19 protein-coding genes and 1 other annotated feature are annotated in these 22,785 nt (G+C 33.4%); of the genes, 16 read left to right on the top strand and 3 right to left on the bottom strand.

Annotated features, from left to right (window positions below; all coding sequences use genetic code 11):
- The first annotated feature begins 9 nt into the window (after positions 1–9).
- The 11 genes from coaE to nrdG all read left to right on the top strand — a co-directional run bounded on the left by coaE (position 10) and on the right by nrdG (position 12,447).
- Complete coding sequence (gene coaE / locus MHI00_RS10950; protein WP_341113619.1) at positions 10–624, top strand: dephospho-CoA kinase; 615 nt, start codon at positions 10–12, stop codon at positions 622–624.
- 247 nt (positions 625–871) lie between these two features.
- Positions 872–1,330: a transcriptional regulator NrdR gene (gene nrdR / locus MHI00_RS10945; RefSeq protein WP_010051851.1), complete on the top strand. Its 459-nt coding sequence runs from the start codon at positions 872–874 to the stop codon at positions 1,328–1,330.
- Between the two features lie 23 nt (positions 1,331–1,353).
- Complete coding sequence (locus MHI00_RS10940) at positions 1,354–2,814, top strand: replication initiation and membrane attachment family protein (protein WP_341113616.1); 1,461 nt, start codon at positions 1,354–1,356, stop codon at positions 2,812–2,814.
- Positions 2,814–3,740, top strand: coding sequence for a primosomal protein DnaI (dnaI, locus tag MHI00_RS10935; RefSeq protein WP_015075951.1), 927 nt, complete (start codon positions 2,814–2,816; stop codon positions 3,738–3,740). The genes MHI00_RS10940 and dnaI overlap by 1 nt, the downstream gene beginning before the upstream one ends.
- Before the next feature lie 95 nt (positions 3,741–3,835).
- Positions 3,836–4,064: a binding site (T-box leader), on the top strand.
- Between the two features lie 97 nt (positions 4,065–4,161).
- The gene (gene thrS / locus MHI00_RS10930; protein ID WP_015075952.1) at positions 4,162–6,099 is read left to right on the top strand and encodes a threonine--tRNA ligase; all 1,938 of its coding nucleotides are present in this window, start codon (positions 4,162–4,164) and stop codon (positions 6,097–6,099) included.
- A 167-nt stretch (positions 6,100–6,266) separates the two neighbouring features.
- Positions 6,267–7,697, top strand: coding sequence for a polysaccharide deacetylase family protein (locus MHI00_RS10925; protein ID WP_016356375.1), 1,431 nt, complete (start codon positions 6,267–6,269; stop codon positions 7,695–7,697).
- 246 nt (positions 7,698–7,943) lie between these two features.
- Positions 7,944–8,465, top strand: a complete 522-nt coding sequence (gene infC / locus MHI00_RS10920) for a translation initiation factor IF-3 (protein ID WP_029451331.1) — start codon at positions 7,944–7,946, stop codon at positions 8,463–8,465.
- A 30-nt stretch (positions 8,466–8,495) separates the two neighbouring features.
- Complete coding sequence (gene rpmI / locus MHI00_RS10915; protein WP_010051858.1) at positions 8,496–8,696, top strand: 50S ribosomal protein L35; 201 nt, start codon at positions 8,496–8,498, stop codon at positions 8,694–8,696.
- Positions 8,697–8,810: 114 nt separating this feature from the next.
- The gene (gene rplT / locus MHI00_RS10910) at positions 8,811–9,170 is read left to right on the top strand and encodes a 50S ribosomal protein L20 (protein WP_010051859.1); all 360 of its coding nucleotides are present in this window, start codon (positions 8,811–8,813) and stop codon (positions 9,168–9,170) included.
- Positions 9,171–9,680: 510 nt separating this feature from the next.
- Complete coding sequence (nrdD, locus tag MHI00_RS10905; RefSeq protein ID WP_341113604.1) at positions 9,681–11,873, top strand: anaerobic ribonucleoside-triphosphate reductase; 2,193 nt, start codon at positions 9,681–9,683, stop codon at positions 11,871–11,873.
- Between the two features lie 16 nt (positions 11,874–11,889).
- Positions 11,890–12,447, top strand: a complete 558-nt coding sequence (gene nrdG / locus MHI00_RS10900) for an anaerobic ribonucleoside-triphosphate reductase activating protein (protein WP_341113603.1) — start codon at positions 11,890–11,892, stop codon at positions 12,445–12,447.
- A 61-nt stretch (positions 12,448–12,508) separates the two neighbouring features.
- Here nrdG and MHI00_RS10895 read toward each other — a convergent pair whose 3' ends face one another.
- Together MHI00_RS10895 and MHI00_RS10890 are read right to left on the bottom strand one after the other, a co-directional pair.
- Positions 12,509–13,573: a sensor histidine kinase gene (locus tag MHI00_RS10895; RefSeq protein WP_010051862.1), complete on the bottom strand. Its 1,065-nt coding sequence runs from the start codon at positions 13,571–13,573 to the stop codon at positions 12,509–12,511.
- Positions 13,574–13,700: 127 nt separating this feature from the next.
- A complete protein-coding gene (locus tag MHI00_RS10890; RefSeq protein ID WP_015075972.1) occupies positions 13,701–14,375 on the bottom strand; it encodes a response regulator transcription factor in 675 nt (224 codons plus the stop codon).
- 238 nt (positions 14,376–14,613) lie between these two features.
- On the opposite strand from MHI00_RS10890, the gene MHI00_RS10885 reads away from it, so the two are divergent.
- The 4 genes from MHI00_RS10885 to MHI00_RS10870 all read left to right on the top strand — a co-directional run bounded on the left by MHI00_RS10885 (position 14,614) and on the right by MHI00_RS10870 (position 21,480).
- Positions 14,614–15,381 (top strand): ABC transporter ATP-binding protein, encoded by a 768-nt coding sequence (locus MHI00_RS10885; protein WP_010051865.1) that lies wholly within the window; start codon positions 14,614–14,616, stop codon positions 15,379–15,381.
- Positions 15,368–17,353, top strand: coding sequence for an ABC transporter permease (locus MHI00_RS10880; RefSeq protein WP_341113600.1), 1,986 nt, complete (start codon positions 15,368–15,370; stop codon positions 17,351–17,353). The genes MHI00_RS10885 and MHI00_RS10880 overlap by 14 nt, the downstream gene beginning before the upstream one ends.
- Before the next feature lie 364 nt (positions 17,354–17,717).
- A complete protein-coding gene (locus MHI00_RS10875; protein WP_010051868.1) occupies positions 17,718–19,406 on the top strand; it encodes a peptide ABC transporter substrate-binding protein in 1,689 nt (562 codons plus the stop codon).
- A gap of 385 nt (positions 19,407–19,791) precedes the next feature.
- Positions 19,792–21,480 carry a peptide ABC transporter substrate-binding protein gene (locus MHI00_RS10870; protein ID WP_010051870.1) on the top strand — a complete coding sequence of 563 codons (1,689 nt, stop codon included), beginning with the start codon at positions 19,792–19,794 and terminating at the stop codon, positions 21,478–21,480.
- Positions 21,481–21,514: 34 nt separating this feature from the next.
- On the opposite strand, the gene MHI00_RS10865 is transcribed toward MHI00_RS10870, so the two are convergent.
- On the bottom strand, positions 21,515–22,096 hold the full coding sequence (locus MHI00_RS10865; RefSeq protein ID WP_057001475.1) for a YcxB family protein: 582 nt from the start codon (positions 22,094–22,096) through the stop codon (positions 21,515–21,517).
- Positions 22,097–22,239: 143 nt separating this feature from the next.
- Here MHI00_RS10865 and MHI00_RS10860 point away from each other — a divergent pair, with 143 nt between their 5' ends.
- Positions 22,240–22,761 carry a transcription repressor NadR gene (locus MHI00_RS10860; RefSeq protein WP_015075977.1) on the top strand — a complete coding sequence of 174 codons (522 nt, stop codon included), beginning with the start codon at positions 22,240–22,242 and terminating at the stop codon, positions 22,759–22,761.
- Positions 22,762–22,785 lie beyond the last annotated feature (24 nt).

Below are 22,785 nucleotides of genomic sequence, written 5' to 3'. Positions count from 1 at the left end.
GAATGAGTCATGACTTATATTCTAGGATTAACAGGCAGCATTGCGACAGGGAAATCAACAGTCAGTAATATATTTAAAGCTTTGGGATTCCCAGTGGTTGATGCAGATATTGGAGCACGTGAAGTTGTTGAGGTAGGTGCGCCAGGTTTACAAGCATTAGTGGATTATTTTGGTCAAGAGCTTTTAACACATGATGGACAATTAAACCGTGAAGCTTTAGGTGCGATTGTTTTTGCGAATGAAACCAAGCGGAAAAAGTTAAATGAGTTATTAAAGCCTTATATTCGTTCCTGGATTGACAGGGAAAAAAATAAAGTGATTGCTAGTGGTGCGCCATTGGTTATCATGGATATTCCTTTACTGTATGAAGCTGGAGGTTATCAGGAAATGATGGATTCAATTATGGTCGTCGCAATTCCTGATGATCTTCAGATTACACGCTTAATGGCACGAAACCAGTTAAGTAGATCAGAAGCATTACAAAGAATCAAGGCGCAGATTCCAATTGCTAAAAAAGTAGAGTGGGCAGATAGCGTCATTGATAATAGTGGGAGTTTAGTCGATACTCGCCAGCAAGTAGAAAAGTGGCTCCAAGAAAAAAACTTGTTTTCGGATCAATCATAATCCGAAAACAAGTTTTTTTCTTGGAGTAATCCTTAAAATGCAGGTGGGAAATTATAGATATTCGAATAAAGACATTTGCCATAAGCCTTTTCAGGGGGTAGACGGCTATGTTATAATGATGTGAAACTAGAAATTTAAGATAGAAGTAGTCTGTCTTTTTATGAATAAATAGAGTAAAACATACGAGTGAATTAAACCGATAAATAAATAGACCTATGAATGAAATGATAAAAAAAGGGTGATGAATATGCAATGTCCACGTTGTCAAAATAATGGTTCAAGAGTTGTAGATAGTCGTCCAGCAGATGACGGACGTGCTATTAGAAGAAGAAGAGAGTGTGAAGCCTGTAGCTTCCGCTTTACTACGTTTGAAAGAACAGAACAAACGCCATTGTTAGTTGTGAAAAAAAATGGTACAAGAGAAGAGTTCAACCGTGAAAAAATTCTTCGAGGGCTGATACGTTCTTGTGAGAAGCGTCCTGTTGCAATGGATCAAGTTGAACGAATGGTGGATGAAGTTGAAAATAAAATTCGTAGCCTAGGTGAAAATGAAGTTTCAACTACGCTAATTGGTGAATACATTATGGAACGTCTAGCAGAAGTGGATGAAGTTGCTTATATTCGATTTGCTAGTGTATACCGCGAATTTAAAGATATGGATTTCTTCCTAAAAGAATTACAAAAATTAAAAAATAAAGATAAATAAAAATGAGAAAGGTGTGAATCATTTTGAATTATCCTTTAAAGAATCTAAGTCCTAAAGATGGCTTTGAAGTGAGGCAAAATGCTTTGCTTTCAGATATGGATCAAAAAATTCTCACCTTTTTATACCAACCTTTAACGGGAGCGACAGCATACAGCTTGTATATGACCCTATGGTCTGAAATTGGTGAAGAAAGTTATTGGAGTGAGGGAATCTTACATTCTGAATTATTGACCATTTTAAATTGTGGTATTCCAGAATTGTATCGAGCGAGAGTTAAGTTAGAAGCTTTGGGGCTACTAAAAACCTATTTGAAGCAAGAGCCCGAAAAACAATTTATTTATGAATTGCAATCTCCCTTAACCGCAGCAGAATTTTTTAAAGATGATTTGTTGAGTTTGTTATTACTAGAAACGGTTGGAAAGCGCAAATACAAAAATTTACGCCAACGTTATAGCATTAACAAAATTGACACAGAAAAATATGTTGAAGTCACAAAAGGTTTTTTAGATGTATTTAGTTTTGATAAAAATAAATTCTCAGAAAATCAAGAATTATTTAAAGATTCAACAGCTTTAATTGGCAATGAACGTCCAGTAGAAACGACTCAACTAGATAATAAAACCTTTGAATTTAAATTTTTCTATGAAGGTTTAGCAACGCAATATATTAACCGCTCCTCAATTACTAAAGAAATTGAGAACAGTATTTTAGTTTTGCATACAATGTATGGCATTGACGAATTGGAAATGCAAAAATTTGTTTTACAAGCCTGTGATATTGACTCAGGTAAAGTGGATGAAAAAAAACTTAAACAAGTTGTTTACTCAAATTACCACCAAACCAATCAACAGCCTGTTGAACTAAAAGAACGAATTGTTGAAGATCCAACTAGCAATCAAAATAAACAAAAGTTCAGAAAAAATGATTTAAGCCATCAGGGTTTCTCTAAAGAAGATATTGTCTTAATTGAAATCAGTGAGGAGTTTACACCTTTTGATTTTATTGAAAATATAAAAAAACAAAAAGGTGGTTATGTAGCCAGAACAGAGGAGTGGGCTGTTGAAAATCTAATTAAACAATCCAATTTACCTAAGTCTGTGATTAATATTTTGATTCATTATGTATTAGTTATTCGCGGTAACCCAACTTTAACTCAAAATTTAGCTGATAGTATTGCTAATGATTGGAGCCAATCAAAAGTAAAATCACCAGAAGAGGCCATTCGAAAAGTGCAGGAACTTTACCGAGAAAATGAAATAAAAAAACAAAAAAGAGCCGAGCAACAAGCTTCATATTCAAAACCTCGTAATAATCAATACAATTCAGCGGCAGGGAATCAACGGAATCGCCAAGAGACATTGCCAGAATGGGCAAAAGAGAATCAGGCTGAAGTAGAAGAGAAACCGATGAGTGAGGCAGATCAAAAAGCCTTTATGGATCGAATCGCTCGTATTCAAAATTTAGGGAAAGAAGGTGACCAGTAATGGAAGATATGGGAAAAGGCCTAACGAAGATAATTAAAGATAGAAAACTTACTTCACAATATGAACAGCTGATTCAAGAAGTTTTAAAAGATCCAGATGTGGCTAAATTTATCGAAGAAAACCGTGAAAAATTAACGGATGAACGAATTGAAAAAAGCTATGCTAAACTATATGAATTTGTGCAAGAAAAGCGTAAGTTTGAGAAAAATCAAGGAATGTTAGCTCCTGGCTATCGCCCAACATTATTTATGAACTTTCATGTTATTGATGTTACCTATGTACCTACATCAGAATTAATTGCGAAACAAAAAGAATATGAAATTAGACGTCGTGTGAATTCAATGGATATGCCTAAAGATGTTCGAACAGCAACTCTCGATAAATTCCAATTAACGGATGATCGACGTGAAGCTTTATCAGAAGCGCTTGATTTTATTGATTCATTTTTAAAAGAACCAAAACAGTTCCACAAAGCCTTGTATTTACAAGGTTCATTCGGAGTCGGAAAAACCTATTTATTAGGTGCAATCGCTCATGATTTAGCTAAAAATGGCTATACAACAACATTGCTTCATTTTCCTTCATTTGCAGTGGAGATGAAACAATCCATTGGGAAAAATAATATGTCTGAAAAATTAGATACAATTAAAAAATCAGCTATTTTAATGTTGGACGATATTGGAGCTGATTCAATGTCAAGTTGGATTCGTGATGATGTTCTAGGTGTCATTTTACAATATCGGATGCAAGAACAATTACCGACCTTCTTCTCTTCTAATTTTGATATGAAACAGCTGGAAAATGAACATTTACGCACTAGTCAACGAGGCGAAGATGAGCCCTTAAAAGCGAAGCGAATTATGGAGAGAATTCGTTATTTAGCTAAGGAAATTAACATGACAGGTAAGAATCGACGCAACTATTAGTATCTCAGTTTTTTAGTAAAATTGAGAAGAACTTGATGATTTGATTGACTCTTACTTGAAATTTCCCTAAAAAAATGGTTTAATAGTATCAATAGATTAAATCAATGAGGAAGATAAAAAAATTAGAACTCTATTTTTAGAGAGGGATTGTTTGCTGAAAATATCCTAAGTAAGAGCTAGTTTTTACCACTTTCAAGTGCCACTGTGAACGAAGTAACTTTCTAACTAGCAGTTGGTCGTTTAGCTAGCGTTATTAAGCCTAAAGCAAGTTTAATCCTATTAAACTTGAAAGCTGGGTGGAACCACGAATTATTCGTCCCTTTTACAGGTTATTATTGACTTGTGAAAGGGACTTTTTTTTCGGAAAAATACCCCGCATTGATTAATCCGTAAATAATAACTACAAATGGAGGAATAAAACATGTCAGAAATAAAAATTACCTTTCCTGATGGAGCAGTAAAAGAGTATCCTGCTGGTTCTTCAACATTAGAAGTGGCAAAAGGCATTAGTAATAGCCTTGCTAAAAAAGCTTTAGCAGGTAAATTCAACGGAGAATTAGTTGATTTAGTTCGTCCTTTAGAAGTTGATGGTTCTCTAGAAATTATTACACCAGATCATGAAGATGCTTTGCAAATTTTACGTCATTCATCAGCACATTTGATGGCTAATGCGTTACGTCGTTTATACCCAGATATTCATTTTGGTGTAGGTCCAGCAATTGATAATGGCTTCTATTATGACACAGATACTGAGGCTCCAATTACAGAAGAAGACTTACCAAAAATAGAAGCTGAGATGATGAAAATCGTCAAAGAAAACAATCCGATTGTTCGAAAAGAAGTAACTCGTGAAGAAGCGTTAGAGTTATTTAAATCAGATCCTTATAAAGTAGAATTAATTACAGCCTTACCTGAAGACGAAGCGATTACCGTTTATGATCAAGGTGATTTTGTTGATTTATGTCGTGGCGTACATGTGCCAACAACTGGCCGTATTCAAGTCTTTAAATTACTATCTTTAGCTGGAGCCTATTGGCGTGGAAATTCAAATAATAAAATGATGCAAAGAATCTACGGAACAGCTTTCTTTGATAAAAAAGACTTAAAAGAATTTTTACAAATGCGAGAAGAAGCTAAATTACGTGACCATCGTAAACTAGGAAAAGAATTAGATTTATTTATGACTTCTTCAGATGTTGGATCAGGCTTACCTTTCTGGTTACCAAATGGAGCAACTATCCGTCGTGTGATTGAGCGCTATATTGTTGATCGTGAAGTTAGTTTAGGCTACCAACATGTGTACACACCAATTATGGCCAATGTTGAATTTTATAAAACTTCAGGACACTGGGATCATTATCATGAAGATATGTTCCCACCAATGGATATGGGAGACGGTGAAATGCTTGTCTTACGTCCAATGAATTGCCCACACCATATGATGGTTTATAAAAATGATATTCATAGTTACCGTGAATTACCAATTCGAATCGCTGAATTAGGTATGATGCATCGTTATGAAAAGAGTGGCGCACTATCGGGCTTGCAACGTGTACGTGAAATGACATTAAATGATGGACATACTTTTGTTCGTCCAGATCAAATTCTAGATGAATTTAAACGTACAATGGAATTAATGTTAGCTGTTTATGATGATTTCGATATTACTGATTATCGTTTCCGCTTAAGTTATCGTGATCCAGAAAATACAGATAAATATTTTGATGATGATGCAATGTGGGAAAAAGCTGAAGCTATGTTGAAATCAGCAATGGACGAACTAGGACTTGATTATTTTGAAGCAACTGGTGAAGCAGCCTTTTACGGACCTAAAGTCGATGTTCAAGTGAAAACAGCATTAGGAATTGAAGAAACTTTATCAACTATTCAATTGGATTTCTTATTGCCAGAACGTTTTGATTTAACTTATGTAGGTGAAGATGGTGAAAATACTCATCGCCCAGTTGTTATTCATCGTGGTATTGTTTCGACTATGGAACGTTTTGTTGCATACTTGACTGAAGAATACAAAGGTGCATTCCCAACCTGGTTAGCACCAATGCAAGCAACAATTATTCCTGTAAATATGGATTTACATGCAGACTATGCGTATCAATTGAAAGAGCGTATGACAGCTATGGGAATGCGTGTTGAAGTGGATGATCGCAATGAGAAAATGGGATATAAAATCCGTGCTTCTCAAATGCAAAAAATTCCTTATCAATTAGTTGTAGGGGATAATGAAGTTGAGGAAGCTTCTGTAACAATTCGTAAGTATGGTGAAAAAACAACAACAACAGAAGATTTTAGCATGTTCTTAGATTCAGTTGTTGCTGAAATTAAAAACTTTAGTAAATAAAATAAATAAGAAGAGCACTTGAGCATAAATAATTTGCTTGAGTGCTTCTTTGATTAAAATTATATAAAATCTTAATACTTTTATTAATAATTAGGTATATTAAAAAAGTTACATATATGTTACGATTATTTCTGTTGGGAGTCTATTATGAGTTGGAGTGGAACCATATGAAAATGAAAAATAGTTTAGCAAAGATAGCAGTTAGTTGTATTGTTGGAGGAGTTATTTTTTTAGGATTGATCAGTAATAGTACTGCAGTAGAAAAAAATAAATATAAAAAAATTACATACCCAGAAGTTGGGGCCTTTTTTTTGGAACCACAAACAACGGATACTACAGCTGAAAAACAACTAAATGATTATTTAAATAGACGATTAGTTGACTTGAAAAGTGAAACACGATTAAAAAATTATTTACCAAGAATGACTGCATTCTTATTGAATTATACAAAAGATACAACAAATACAGGAAGCATTACGTATAAAATCGAAGAAAAAAAGATTGTTAAGAGTTTAAAAGTCAATCAAGAACTTGAAACCGTACAACGAAAAGCAGATGTAACGACAATTTCTACCAAAACAGGAAATCCATTGATGCTTCATGAACTATTTAATGATGAAGAAACTGGATACCAAGAAATAAAAACGAAATTAACTAAAAAAGTAGAAGAATCTGTCGGATTATCTGATCAACAGAAGATGGAAATTATGAAACAAGTGAATGAGGTAGGATTTGAAAATACAACCCATTATGGATTATCAAATAATGAACTTATTTTTCAATTTCCAACTGAGCAAGGTATTGAAATAGTTGGTTTTGCTAAAAATCAATTGCGTCGACAATTAAAAGCTGAGTATATGACCGAGGCTTTAAATCAACAAGTAGCAGAAGAAGTCAAACAAGAAGAAGCCATTCGCGCTCAAAAAGAAGCTGAAAGAAAAGCAGCAGAAGAAAGACAAAGAATTATTGAGAGTCAACAAGCTAAACTTCCATCATCAGGAAAAGTCATCGCGCTGACTTTTGATGATGGTCCCGATCCTGCTGTAACGCCAAGAGTTTTAGATTTACTAGCAAAATATAATGCACGGGCAACCTTTTTTGTACTAGGGAAAAATGCAGCAGCTTATCCGAATTTGGTTGTACAAGAAATAAATGCAGGACACGAAATCGGAAATCATAGTTGGAGTCACCCTGATTTAACTGCATTACCTAAAGAGAAAGCATTAAATCAAGTCAATCAAACAAATCAAACGATTCAAGAGTTAACTGGTTATACGACAAACCTATTGCGTCCACCTTATGGAGCAATCACAAATGCTTTAGCCAGTGATGTTAAAATGCCAATTATTGAATGGTCAGTAGATACAATGGATTGGAAGAGTAAAAATGGTACGGCAGTTTATCAAGAAACAATGAAGAATGCCCAAAATGGCTCTATTGTTTTAATGCATGATATTCATCCAACGACAGCTGATGGACTTGAACGTATTTTGAAAGATTTAACGGCACAGGGATATAAATTTGTGACGATTAGTGAATTATTTGGAACCCCAATGCAACCAGGGTTACAGTATTATAGTCGCGGAAGTGTTCGTTAGAGAAAAATATAATAAAAAAGCATATGAAACAATTGACATGTTTACAAAATGATGGTATGATTTAAAAGTTGAGAAAACAAAGCAGAAGCACCCGCTTCTCGCCTAAGTTGACGTTAGAGTCGCTGGGCTAGATAATATAAACGAAGAATTCTTATGCTTTATGCATATGTTCGGATATTTATAGGCGGGTTCAGTCGAACTCGTCTATTTTTCTGCTGTACTTTCTCTCGAATTTAATGGAGGTGAATGACCATAGCAAAAGATATGATGGTAAATGACGGCATTCGTGCACGTGAGTTACGTTTAATTGGCAGCGATGGAGAACAACTTGGAGTGAAAACTAAAAGTGAAGCTCTACAAATTGCTGAAGCAGCTAACTTAGATTTAGTTTTAGTTGCACCAACTGCAAAACCACCAGTTGCTCGTGTCATGGATTACGGTAAATTCCGTTTTGAACAACAGAAAAAAGAACGCGAAGCCCGTAAAAACCAAAAGATCATTAATGTAAAAGAAGTACGTTTGAGTCCTACAATTGATGTAAATGACTTTAATACTAAATTACGTAATGCTCGTAAATTCCTTGAAAAGGGAGATAAAGTTAAAGCTTCGATCCGATTTAAAGGTCGTGCCATTACTCATAAAGAGATTGGACATAAAGTTTTAACTCGATTAGCTGATGAAACTGAAGATCTTGCAACAGTTGAATCAAAACCTAAAATGGATGGACGTAGTATGTTCATGCTTTTAGCACCAAAGAACGATAAGTAATATCGATGGATTTTTAAGGAGGAAATACAAATGCCAAAACAAAAAACACACCGTGGTTCTGCTAAACGTTTTAAAAGAACTGGTGGTGGCGGATTAAAACGTCATCATGCTTTCACAAGCCATATGTTTGCAAACAAATCACAAAAACAAAAACGTAAATTACGTAAAGCTGGTATGGTATCAAAAGGCGATTTCAAACGTATTCGTCAACAATTATCACAAATGAAATAAGCTATTATTGCTTAACTGAGCTAGATTAGGATTGGTTTCAATCAAACTAGCAACTAAAAAATTATTGGATAGACTTTCGATTAAATCGTTAGTTCTTATAAGGAGGAAATTACTATGCCACGTGTAAAAGGTGGAACAGTTACCCGCAAGCGCCGCAAGAAAGTTCTAAAATTATCGAAAGGTTATTATGGAGCTAAAAGTAAATTATTTAAAGTAGCAAATCAACAAGTGATGAAATCTTATCAATATGCTTACAGAGATCGTCGTCAAAAGAAACGTGATTTCCGTAAATTATGGATTGCACGTATCAACGCAGCAGCTCGTATGAATAACATGAGCTACAGTGTATTAATGCACGGTTTAAAATTAGCTGAGATTGATATCAACCGCAAAATGCTAGCTGATATCGCTGTTCATGATGCAGCTGCTTTCACAGCTCTTGCTGAACAAGCTAAAACAGCTTTAGGTAAATAATTTAGTATTACTAATCCCTACTCATTTTTGAGTAGGGATTTTTTTATTCAACTATTTACTTTTTTTTCAATTTTATATAGCCGATAAATACTAGTTGAATGAAGATAAATGATTCTAGCTAAGATGAAAATCGCTGAGTCTTTTTATTTTTTATAAAACAGCATAAATCATGCTACTTTATTATTAAATCTGAAAGAAAATGAAAACAAGCTATCTAAAGCTTTTCGTAGAAAAAGAGTATTGGTTACTTTGTGAAAAAATTAAAAAGCATTTAGAAGCGATTTAACATTTGTTTTTTAGTTTTAACGAGTTTTTACAGATCGAATGTAGAAACGAATAGGGCTCTTTATTTTAACGTAAATCAACAAAAAAAATTTATGAATAGAAAAAATCATACCATATGTAGTTGTCAATAGTGGATAAACAATAAAATATCACTATATATAGTTTGTAAAATAAATGGAAATAGGATAGAATAATTAAGAGATAAGATAAAGGAGTGGAGTTTTAATGGTTGAGTTGACTAGTGATAAATTGGTTAGTGATGAAGATGCTAGTAAAGTATTGAACTTGTTGGTTGTTAAAAGGGATGGACGTTCCGTTCGTTTTGATGATAAAAAAATTTATGAAGCCTTAATGAAAGCAGAAAAAGAAGTGAATGTAGATACGGCTATACAAACAGAAAATGAAATTAAAGAAATCATGGATAAAATTAACCAAGAAATTCTTGCTCGTTTTACAACAGATATCAAAATTTATGAAATTCAAAATATTGTCGAACATATTCTTTTAAGTGAAAAGAAAGTGGAGCTTGCAGATCGCTATATTAATTATCGAGCTACTCGCGATTTTGAACGCGCTCAGTCAACAGATATCAACTTCACAATTGAAAAATTAATTAATAAAGATCGCTCAGTTGTTAATGAAAATGCCAATAAAGATAGCGAAGTTTTTAATACTCAACGTGATTTGACAGCAGGAATTGTTGGGAAATCAATGGGGTTGAAAATGTTGCCTCCTCATGTTGCCAATGCACATCAAAAAGGTGAGATTCATTATCATGACTTAGATTATCAGCCCTATTCACCGATGACAAATTGTTGTTTAATTGATTTTAAAACGATGTTAACCGAAGGCTTTAAAATTGGAAATGCAGAAGTAGAAAGCCCTAAATCTATTCAAACAGCTGCCGCTCAAATGGCACAAATTATTGCCAATGTAGCTTCAAGCCAATATGGTGGTTGCAGTGCAGATCGAATTGATGAAGTTTTAGCGCCATTTGCAGAGTTAAATTATAAAAAACATTTAGCAACTGCAAAAGAATGGATTGACGGCGAAGAACGCCAATTGGCTTTTGCTAAAGAAAAAACAGATAAAGACATTTATGATGCGATGCAAAGTCTAGAGTATGAAATAAACACACTTTATTCTTCGCAAGGACAAACACCTTTTACATCATTAGGATTTGGTTTGGGAACGAGCTGGATTGAGCGTGAAATTCAACAAGCGATTTTAAAAGTACGCATAAAAGGAATTGGAAAAGAACAACGGACTGCTATTTTTCCTAAGCTTATTTTCACGTTGAAGCGTGGAGTGAATTTAAACGAAACAGATCCAAATTATGATTTGAAAAAATTAGCACTAGAATGTGCAACAAAAAGAATGTATCCAGATGTATTAATGTATGACAAACTTGTTGAGTTGACGGGAAGTTTTAAAACGCCGATGGGTTGCCGTTCATTTTTACAAGGATGGCAAGATGAAAATGGTGTTGATGTCAGTTCTGGTCGAATGAATTTAGGTGTTTTAACATTGAATTTACCTAGAATAGCTATGGAAGCTAATGGAGATAAAGAACGCTTTTGGAATCTCTTAAACGAGCGTTTAGACATCTGTAAAGATGGACTAGTTTATCGTGTAGAACGGGTTAAAGAAGCGACGCCAAGTAATGCCCCTATTTTATATATGCATGGTGCTTTTGGTAAACGATTGAATAAAACAGAGTCAGTTAATGAACTCTTTAAAAACCGCAGAGCGACCGTTTCATTAGGCTATATCGGTCTGTATGAAGTTGCAACAGCTTTTTACGGTGGTACATGGGAGCAGAATCAAGAAGCGAAAGAATTTACCTTAGCGATTCTCGAAACTATGAAAAAGAAAACAGATGCTTGGTCAAATAAATATGATTATCATTTTAGTGTCTATGGGACACCAAGTGAAAGTTTAACTGATCGCTTTTGTCGCTTAGATACAGAAAAATTTGGATTAGTTAAAGACATTACAGATAAAGAGTACTATACGAATAGTTACCATTATGATGTTCGAAAAAATCCGACACCTTTTGAGAAACTTGAATTTGAAAAAGACTACCCGCAATTTGCTAGTGGTGGATTTATTCATTACTGTGAGTATCCTAATATGCGTCAAAATCCAAAAGCTTTAGAAGCAGTTTGGGATTTCGCTTATGATAAAATTGGCTATTTAGGAACGAATACACCAATCGATCATTGTTATAAATGTGATTTTGATGGAGATTTCGAGCCTACAGAACGTGGCTTTGAGTGCCCTCAGTGTGGCAATCATGACCCTAAAACTTGTGACGTTGTAAAACGTACGTGCGGCTATTTAGGTAATCCACAAGCTAGACCAATGGTACATGGTCGTCATAAAGAAATATCGTCTCGTGTCAAACATATGAAATAGATAGGTGAGATCAGCTATGCGTAATCCAAAACCGCAAGAATGGCAGTCAGAAAAGCTTTCCAAACAAAAAATTGCCGATTACAAGCCATTTAATTTTGTTGATGGTGAAGGGGTGAGATGTAGTCTCTATGTTAGTGGCTGTTTGTTTGCTTGTGAGGGCTGCTACAATAAAGTCGCTCAGTCTTTTAACTATGGAATTGAGTATACAGTAGAATTAGAAAACCAGATTATTGAAGACTTAAGCCATTCTTATGTGCAAGGCCTAACTTTACTGGGTGGAGAACCTTTTTTAAATACAGAAGTCGCAATCGGTTTAGCCAAAAGAATTCGTCAAGAATATGGAAATACGAAAGATATTTGGTCATGGACAGGCTACCTTTGGGAAGAATTGATGGTAGAAACACCAGATAAATTGGAATTACTTGGGCTAATTGATATTGTTGTAGATGGGCGTTTTGAGCTTGCAAAGAAGGACTTAACTTTGCAATTTAGAGGAAGCTCTAATCAGAGAATTATTGATGTCCAAAAATCATTAGCAACTGAAAAAGTTGTTTTATGGAATCCTGCTCTTTAATAGCGATGTTTAAAAAAAAGATATGAAGCTAGATTTTACTCAGCTTCATATCTTTTTTTATTTATGGTTTAGTTGGAATAAATTGACTCTCTTCAGATTCATCATTGAAGTAAGTTAGAAATGGGAATAGAATTTTGAACGTTGTTCCTTCTCCAACAGTTGATTCAACAAAGAGACGATGACCTAATTTTTCACTTAAATTTTTAGCTAGATAAAGACCTAATCCAGTAGAATGATGGCTTGTATCAACCCGACCATTATAGCCAGTGAAACCTTTATCAAAAATTCTTCGTTGATCTTCCAAAGGAATTCCAATACCCGTATCGGTAATAGTTAACCAGGCACCCAAGTTGTTTTTAGAAAGACCAATTGTGATTGTTCCACCAACAGGGGTGTATTTAATACTATTTGAAAGAATTTGTTCAACGATAAAAATCAGCCATTTTTCATCGGTTAAGACTTTTTGATCTTCCGCATCAAATTCTAAGGTTAAATGGTTTTGAATGAAATATAAAGCATTATCACGAATAACGGTATTAATTATTTTTTCCAAACTATATTCTTGTAGCAAATAGTCGCGTGAAAAGCTATCAATTCGCGAAAAATAGAGTACTTGTTCAACGTAATGATTCATTTTTTTTAATTCATTTTCCAGTTGATACAATTTTCTTTCTGGAATATCGTCCTCTAAGCTTTCAATAATTAGTTTTGTTCCAGCTAGCGGAACCTTGATTTCATGAACCCAACTATCTACAAAATCTTTTTGATCTTGCTGGGCTTTAGTGAGACGGTTGATTTCTTTTTGATGTAGGACAAGAATATCATTAATATAATCTTGAATAAAATGCTGTTCCTCATTCATCGCTCCATCTAAGAATGAAAGTAATCCATCTTCTCCAGTGTCGCGTTTTTCTTCAATTTCACGGTACCATTTAGAATAATAAACATAGAGTCCAGCTAATAAAAATAAAAAGAAAACAGTTAATAGAAGTGAAACGTAAATAAGATTATCTATATTGAATGTTTGATTTGGATCCAGGATTAAAACTAAATTTAAAATACCTAAGCCGATAAACCAAAAGACAATTAAAATCCACTGATCCTTTAAAAACTTAAATCCATTCATTATGTTTCCCTCTCTTTGTATTAAAAGTTTGTGGAGCCGTTTAGGCCTGGCAGAAAAATAGGAAATGGGAGGAATGCCGCTTTTTGTCATTTTTACCATTTCCTATTTTTCCGAAGGACTAGCTTAATTAAGGAATGATATAGCCTTGGCCAATTTTTGTTTCTATATAACCAACTGCTCCAGCTTGATCAATTTTTTTACGCAATCGATTAATATTAACCGTTAACGTATTATCATCCACATAGCGTTCGTCATCCCATAAACCGCGTAAAAGCTTTTCACGACTAATAATTTTTCCATGATTTTTCATTAATAAGTGTAATAATTTATACTCATTTTTACTCAAGTCGATATGTGTATCGTTAACAGTTGCTGAGCCATCTTGTAAGTTTAAAATAACGTTGTTGTGTTGGATAGCATCTGTTGCTTGGTCAGCATAATTATACGTTCTACGCAAAACGGCATTGATTTTAGCAATCAAAACTTCGATTGAAAAGGGTTTATTAATAAAGTCATCGCCACCCATATTCATGGCCATAACCATATCCATATTTGTACTACGACTGGAAATAAATAAAATTGGTACATTTGAAATCTCTCTAATTTTTTGACACCAATAAAACCCATCAAAAACAGGTAAATTTATATCTAGTAGAACCAAATGGGGTTTTTCTTCGATGAAGTCAGTTAAAGTATTGGCAAAATTGGTCGTAGAAAAACAATCAAAATCCCATTTTAGCAAGCTATCAGAAACACTTTCGCGAATCGTTTCATCATCTTCCACAATCATTATTTTAAACATGTCTATTCCCCGTTTCTTTCTATCTCTATCTATCAAATAAGTTCTCTTACTACTATGTTAAACAAAGGAGCGAAAAGATGCAACTATCTCCTTTAAATTTTAGATAATCCTAATTAAGTTTTCTTTCATGACAAAAGTGTAAGAATTTTTAAAGAAATGTAAGGGAATTAACTTTTAGGATTTGAATTTTATTGGTACACTGATAGCATAAGACTCTTAAAGAAAAAGGAGTGAAATGATGAAAAAAATTGTCGAAGTGAACCAACTTAAAAAAACATATGGCAAAAAAGGAAATGTGTATATCGCTTTAGAAAATATTAGTTTTGATATTGAAAAAGGTGAATTTATAGGGATTATGGGCCCAAGTGGGGCAGGTAAATCGACTTTATTAAATATTATGTCGACAATTGATCGTCCAACAACGGGGCATGTGAAAATTGATGGGACAGATGTTACACTGATGAAAGAGAGTCGTTTGAGTCAGTTTAGACGTCATGAATTAGGCTTTATTTTCCAGGATTTTAATTTGATGGATTCCCTGACAGTTAAAGAAAATATCTTACTGCCACTGGCATTAGATAAACAAAAGGTCACTATTATGGAAGAACAAGTCGTGAAAGTTGCAAAAATTTTGGGGATTGAGGAATTGCTAGAGAAATATCCAGCGGAAATATCTATTGGGCAAAAACAACGGGTAGCAGCGGGAAGAGCAATTATTACACAACCTAAGTTAATTTTTGCTGATGAGCCTACAGGAGCACTAGATTCAAAAGCTGCCACAGAATTATTACAGTACTTATCAGAGATTAATCGTTTGGAAGAGACAACTATTTTAATGGTTACACACGATGCTTTTTCAGCAAGTTACTGTAGTCGGATTTTATTTATTAAGGATGGTCTTTTATTTGCTGAAATTGTCCGTAATGGAACTAGAAAGCAATTCTTCCAAAAAATAATTGAAATGCAGGCAACTATTGGTGGAGGCATTAGCCATGACCTTATCTAAGCTAGCTTTTAAAAATATGAAAACACAATTCCGAGATTATTTTGTGTACTTTGTCTCGATGTCTTTTTCAATAATGGTGTATTTTACATTTATTTTGATGGCTTACAGTCCAATTTTAAAAAAAGTTGCAGAGAATAGTATTAAAGTTGATACATTGTTACAAGTCAGCAGTGTGATGATTCTGATATTTGTGGTTTTATTTATGTTTTATTCCAATGCTTTTTTTATTAAAAAACGTAAAAAAGAGATTGGCTTGTATAATTTATTAGGTATGAGAAAGTGGCAAATAGCCCAACTATTTTTTTTAGAAAACCTAATTCTGGGTGCTGGAGCTTTATTGATAGGGATTTTATTAGGTAGTTTATTATCGAAACTATTTGCTATGATTCTATTAGCTGTGATGCGTTTAAAAATCGATTTTCATTTTAATTTCTCGTCTGCAGCCATTAGTCAAACCTGTCTTGTTTTTCTCTTTATTTTTGTTATTGTTGCAATTCAAAACGCTAGCTTGGTTTATCGCTATAAGATCATTGACTTGTTTAAAGCAAGCGGTGTTGGAAATCAAATTCCTAAAGCGACTGTTTTTACACTAATAAGAGGCTTATTAGGTATTTTTTTAATTGGTTTAGGTTATTGGACGGCACTAAATTTAATTTCAATACTAGGATTTTCTAGTTCGTATATTTTTTTAGGCATTGTTTTAAGTATTGTCATTAATACTGTAGTTGGAACTTATTTATTTTTTAATGCTTTTTTAGTTATTTTAATCAAATTTAGCCAACGACAAAAAAAGTTATACTATAGAGGTTTAAATTTATTAATGATTAGTAGCCTTTTGTTTCGCTTAAAAAGAAATGCTAACACACTTGCAACCATCGCTGTTCTAAGTGCTACAACCTTATGTGCAGTTGGCGGGGCAGCAGCTCTTTATACATTTACGGAAGGAACAATTGATTTAACGACATCCTTTGATATTCATTATGAAGCAAGTAATACAAAAGTAAAAAAAATAATAGAAGATACATTAAATGAGTTTCCGAAGTTTAAAATTAGTGAGGAAGCAACGGGTGAATTTAAAGTAATTAGTGGCAAATCTGACAATTCAAAAAAAGAAACTGCTAATTTTTATAGCGTTATTAGCGAATCTGACTATAATAAAATCGTTGGAGTCTCAAATTATGGAAAAAAAATCAACTTAAAGGATTCATCCTCGGGATTTTTAATTAGCCAATATTTTCTTTCAACTATTTTTGATAATCCTATTCAAAAAAAAATTCAGCTAAAGAATCAATCCATAGATGTGACGATTCAAGGTTTTGATGATCATATTCCTTTTGGTACTAGGGCTGTCAATGGAGACGTTCTGGTTGTTACAGATGAATTGTATAAAAAGATAAAAAATCCTGTTGCAACTTTTACTAGACGTGGCATAATGCTGAGCAATTATGCAGACAGCCAAGCTCTTAATAAAACACTTGCCGATAGATTAGAGTCCTACAATAAAAGTGTCTTTCTTGACTCGAAAGAGGAGGATGTTTTCTTTACCCCACGAAATCTTTTCGTTTTGAGACAGCCTTATGAAGCAACGGTCTATTCGTCAGTGGGTTCAATTATGTATGTTGCTATTTTCTTAGGATTGGTATTTATGTTTGCGACTGGCAGTATTATTATGTTAAAACAACTATCCGAAGCTGAAGAAGAGTTGCACCATTATCGTATCTTAAAGAAAATTGGAGTCAGTTCCAAAGAAATTCAAAAATCAATCTATCGACAAACGGCTTTTGTTTTTGCATTTCCAATTATAATAGGATCATTGCATACTTATGTGGCAATCCATGCAATGTCTAAAGTCTTACTCAATACAGATCTATGGTTAGGGTACGTTGCTAGTGCCTGTTTCATATTGATTTATAGTATATTTTATTTGTTTACAGCCAGAGCCTATATAAGAATTGTTAATCGCAAAGTGTAATGTTTGTAATAAAGGGAGCTTTTCCAAAAAAAGTTCCCTTTATTTTTTTGTATTTGTTAAATAATAGTGTTAAATTTTCTGGGATTATTTAATAAGTAGTTTAATTTTCTTCTTAGTTTATCATTTAATTTTATAATTGTGACAAAAAAAATAAAATTAGTAAATCGCTATTTAATAACATTTGCACCAAAAAGAACTACGGTATTTTATTATTCGTGTTAAAAAAAGATTAAAAAAATAAACTTATATGTTGAAATTATTAAAATTAGGTGATAATATGTTAAAAAGAAGTTGTGAAAAGGCAACTACTTAGTTTAAAAAAAAGTGAACCTTTTAAGAAGGTTATGAAGTCGGAGGAATGAAAATGAAAAAAGGTAAATTAGTTAGTTTATTAGGAATTGCTTTAACTTCAACGATAGTTCTTGCAGCTTGTGGAGGCGGTAGTGGCTCTGATAAGGCAAGTGACTCAGCTTCAAAAGACAGCTCAGGTAAAATGGCAAAAAAACAAGAGCTAAACTTAATTGAAAGTGCGGAAATTCCAACAATGGATTCAGTTATGAATACAGATACTGTTGGTTCAATTGTTATGAATAACGTTTTTGAAGGTTTATACCGTCAAGACTTAGATAACAATCCTGTTTTAGGAATGGCAGCAGAAGAGCCAAAAATTAGTGATGATAAATTAACTTATACTTTCAAAATCCGCGATGATGCAAAATGGTCAAACGGAGATCCTGTTACTGCCGGTGATTTTGTTTTCTCTTGGCGTCGTTTAGTAGACCCAACAACAGCAGCACCATATAGCTACATGATGGATGGTGTTATTGCAAATGCTTCTGCTGTAATTGCAGGAGAAAAACAACCTGATGAATTAGGTGTTAAAGCTGTTGATGATAAAACACTAGAAATTCAATTAGAACGTGCAGTTCCATACTTTAAAGGACTATTATCATTAGCAATGTATTACCCACAAAATGAAAAATTTGTAACTGAACAAGGCGAAAAATATGCATCAAATAGTGATGCATTGGTTTATAACGGACCATTTAAATTAGCTGCTTGGGACGGAACTGGTTTATCTTGGGAATATGATAAAAATGATACGTACTGGGATAAAGACACTGTAAAATTAGATAAAATCAATGTCGATGTAGTTAAAGAAACATCAACTGCATTAAACTTATATGATGATGGTCAAATTGACCGTATGGTTTTAACTGGTGAATATGTTCAAACAAGACAAGATGATCCAGATTTGAAAAAATTCCCAACTTCTTCAGTATTCTTCTTGAAATTTAACCAAGAGCGTAACGGAAAAGCAACACCATTAGCAAACGAAAATATTCGTAAAGCTCTTTCAATGGCGTTTGATAAGCAAGCATACGCAGATACTGTTTTACAAAACGGTTCTGTACCGGCTAATGGTTTAGTACCAGCTGGACTTGCAAAAGATCCTAAAAACGATAAAGACTTCCGTAAAGAAAATGGCGATTTATCAAAATATGATGCTAAAAAAGCACAAGAATTTTGGAAAAAAGGTCTGAAAGAACTAGGTGTAGATAAATTAGATTTAGAATTCCTTTCAGATGATACAGAAAATGCAAAACGTTCTTCTGAATTTATGCAAGGTCAATTAGAAGAAAACTTAGATGGACTGAAAATTACTCTTAGAAACGTACCATTTAAAGTTCGTATTGATAACAATGATAAACAAGATTACGATATTCAATTATCTGGTTGGGGTGCAGATTTCTCTGATCCAATTAACTTCTTAGAATTGTTTGAAACTGGAAATGGAAACAATAAATCAGGTTTCTCTAATGAGAAATATGATAGTTTATTAAAAGAAATTTCAACAACAAGCTTAACTGATCCAGAAAAACGTTGGGAACAAATGTTAGAAGCTGAAAAAGTTCTCTTTGATAACGGAGCAATTGCACCAATCTATCAACGTTATTGGGCAGTTTTAGAAAAACCAACTGTTAAAGATATCGGTTACCACTTAGTTGGAGCAGATTACTCTTACAAATGGACGTATTTAGAAGATAAATAAAGATCTAAACTAGGAAGGGCCTAACCGGCTTTTCCTAGTTTTTTTGTCATGTTTCTAGAAGCACAGTATACATCGACCGGAATAATCCCAAACTACTGGTCTATTATGATTCTTTTTGCTTTAGCAACTTAGAAAAAGAAACACATAGCTGTATTTCTTTTTTCTAACAGATTTTAACACTCAACGAACTTTTTTCTGTTTTAAAATAACTTAAATTCACAAAAAAGAGAATCCCATTAAAAAATTTAGAGACATATGAGACATAGATTAGAAAATGATAGAATCAAATTGATAGCTTTTAAATTCAATGATAAACTTCAATTAATTAGTTTGGTAAAAACTATTTAAAAAAGAGCATATAGAATCAACTATGGGAGGTTTTTTTTTGAAAAAAAGTAAAGTAATTGGATTAGCTAGTTTAGCATTGTTTTCAACGATTGTTTTAGCTGCTTGTGGAGGAAACAAAGATAACTCAAGCACAGATTCGGGCTCTAAAACAGCTAATAGTGGTGAGTTAGCAGAAAAACAAGAATTAAATTTAATTGAATCAGCTGAAATTCCAACAATGGACTCAGTTTTAAACACAGATGCGGTAGGTTCAATTGTTATGAATAATGTTTTTGAAGGTTTATACCGTAAAGGGTTAGACGGAGAAAATGTTTTAGGAATGGCGAAAGAAGAACCAACAGTTAGTGAAGATGGTTTAACTTATACATTTAAGCTTAGAGAAGATGCAACATGGTCAAATGGAGATGCTGTAACAGCCAACGATTTTGTGTTCGCTTGGCAAAGAGTAGTTAATCCAGAAACAGCAGCTCAATACTCATACATGATGTCTGGTATTATTGAAAATGCAAGTGAAATTTCAAAAGGGGAAAAACCTGTCACTGATTTAGGGATTAAAGCAATTGATGCTACGACCTTAGAAGTGAAATTAGCTGCAGCAGTTCCTTATTTTAAAGATTTATTAAGTTTAACAATGTATATGCCACAAAATGAAAAATATGTAACTGAAAAAGGCGAAGATTTTGCTAAAAATAGTGAGAACTTAGTTTATAATGGTCCATTTGAGTTAACAGACTGGGATGGAACAGGCTTAAGCTGGTCTTATAAAAAGAATGACAGTTACTGGGATAAAAAAGCAGTTAAGTTAGACCGAATTAATGTTGACGTTGTAAAAGAAACCGGAACAGCCTTAAACTTGTATGATTCAGGAGATATTGATCAAATGAAGCTTTCAGGAGAGTATGTTCAAACGCGTGATGGCGATCCAGATTTAATTAGTATTCCAACGTCATCTGTTTTCTACTTGAAATACAATCAAAAACGTGGCGACAAAGATACTGCTTTAGCAAATGAAAATATCCGTAAAGCTATCTCAATGGCATTTGATAAACAAGCTTATTCAGATACTGTTTTACAAAATGGCTCTATCCCAGCAGATGGGTTAGTACCAGAAGGCCTAGCTAAAGACCCAGAAAATGGGGAAGATTTCCGTAAAGAAAATGGAAACTTATTATCATATAATCAAAAAGAAGCGAAAAAACTTTGGGAAAAAGGTTTGAAAGAAATTGGTACCGACAAAGTTACTTTAGAGATGTTATCGGATGATACAGAAAATGCAAAACGTTCGTTAGAATTTATGCAAAATCAACTTCAAGAAAACTTACCTGGTTTAACGATTAAATTGAAAAATGTACCATTTAAAGTTCGTGTTCAATTAAATAACCAAATGGATTACGATATCCAAGTTGCTGGTTGGGGTGCAGATTATCCAGATCCAATTAATTATTTAGAATTATTTGGAACAGATAACAGTAATAATCGTTCACATTATTCTAATGCTGAATATGATCAATTATTAACTGAAATTGGAACGACTAGTTTAGCCGATCCAGAAAAACGTTGGGATCAAATGTTAGAAGCTGAAAAAATCTTGATGAAAACAGCTGGTATTGGTCCAATGTATCAACGCTACAATGCTGTGTTACAAAAACCGTATATTAAAGACCTTGCTCGCCAAATTGTTGGACCTGAGTATTCGTACAAATGGGCTTATGTTGAAAAACATTAAACTCTAAAATAAAAAAGCTTCAGGAAAATGAAACTCATTTTTCTGAAGCTTTTTCTTTTATTTCATTAATACGCTCATTAGGTAAATGGCTATAAATAAATTGTTTTAATTCCTCATAGTCAGTGTTGGATAAGTTCATTGAAGGACAGTAAAGTAAGTTAGCTTGACTATCATTGATAAAATATAAAATAAAATCAGGCTTAATAATCACTTTTTGAACCATTGACCATTGGACAGTTGTCGGTGGATTTGTACCCATACGTGTTTTAATTTGTTTATTTCCTAATTCGATTTTTCGTGTTAAAGTAAATAATTCTGGATGCATGTCTCCATTATTCTCTAACTTGCGTAAAGCCATTTTTTTAGTCATTTTCTTTAAGAAAAATAAACTGACGAAAAGAGCAAGAGCTAAAATCATTAAAAAAGTTGTAACCCAAGTCAATTGCCAACCTGATTTTGCAGTTAGCTGAAGTAAAAGGGCCAAGGTAATAAAAAAAATGCCAAGAATCAAATTTCGTTGCATCCGAAGCTGTTTTTTAAACTGTTTGGAGTAGTCAAGTATAAATTCTTGTGTAGCCAGATAATCGTTTTTAGAAAGTGTATAAGTTATTTTCATAAAATGCCTCTTTTCTTGTGTCAAAGTTAGTATACCAAAATTAAAAAAAAGAGGCAAAATAGATGTGGTTAAATGAATCTTTTCTGTTTTCATTTAAGCTATGTTGTATAATACTTATATAAACTAAAAAAGGACTGAGTGAGATGAAAGCCATAGAGAGAAGAGAAGCCATAGTGGTTTCTTTAACTAAAAGTAGTCAAGCAATAAGCGCGTCTCAATTAGCTAAAGAATTAAATGTGAGTCGTCAAATTATTGTTGGAGATGTCGCTTTGTTAAGGGCAGAAGGAATGGATATCCTTGCCACACCTCGTGGATATATTATTCCTAAAGCGAGTATTGAAGAGCGGTTTATCGGGCAAATTGCTTGCCAACATACTGAAAAAGAAATGAGAGAAGAACTTTATACGATTGTAGATTATGGTGGAGAGATTGTGAATGTTATTGTCGAGCATGCCTTATATGGTGAATTGATTGGACAATTAACAATCAGATCTCGAAGTGAAGTGGATGATTTTTTTGTTAAAATGTCAGAGAATCAAGCTTTACCACTATCTCATTTAACAAATGGAATTCATTTGCATACAATTGCTTGTAAAGACAAAAAAACATTTTTAAAAATAAAAGCAGAGTTGACTAAATTGGGTATTTTATATCAAAACGAATAAGGTGTCTTGACATCTGAATGGATA

Source organism: Carnobacterium sp. FSL E2-0243 (genome assembly GCF_038003605.1).
Taxonomy (GTDB): Bacteria; Bacillota; Bacilli; order Lactobacillales; family Carnobacteriaceae; genus Carnobacterium; species Carnobacterium maltaromaticum.
This window is presented reverse-complemented; position numbering and strand designations above follow the sequence as displayed.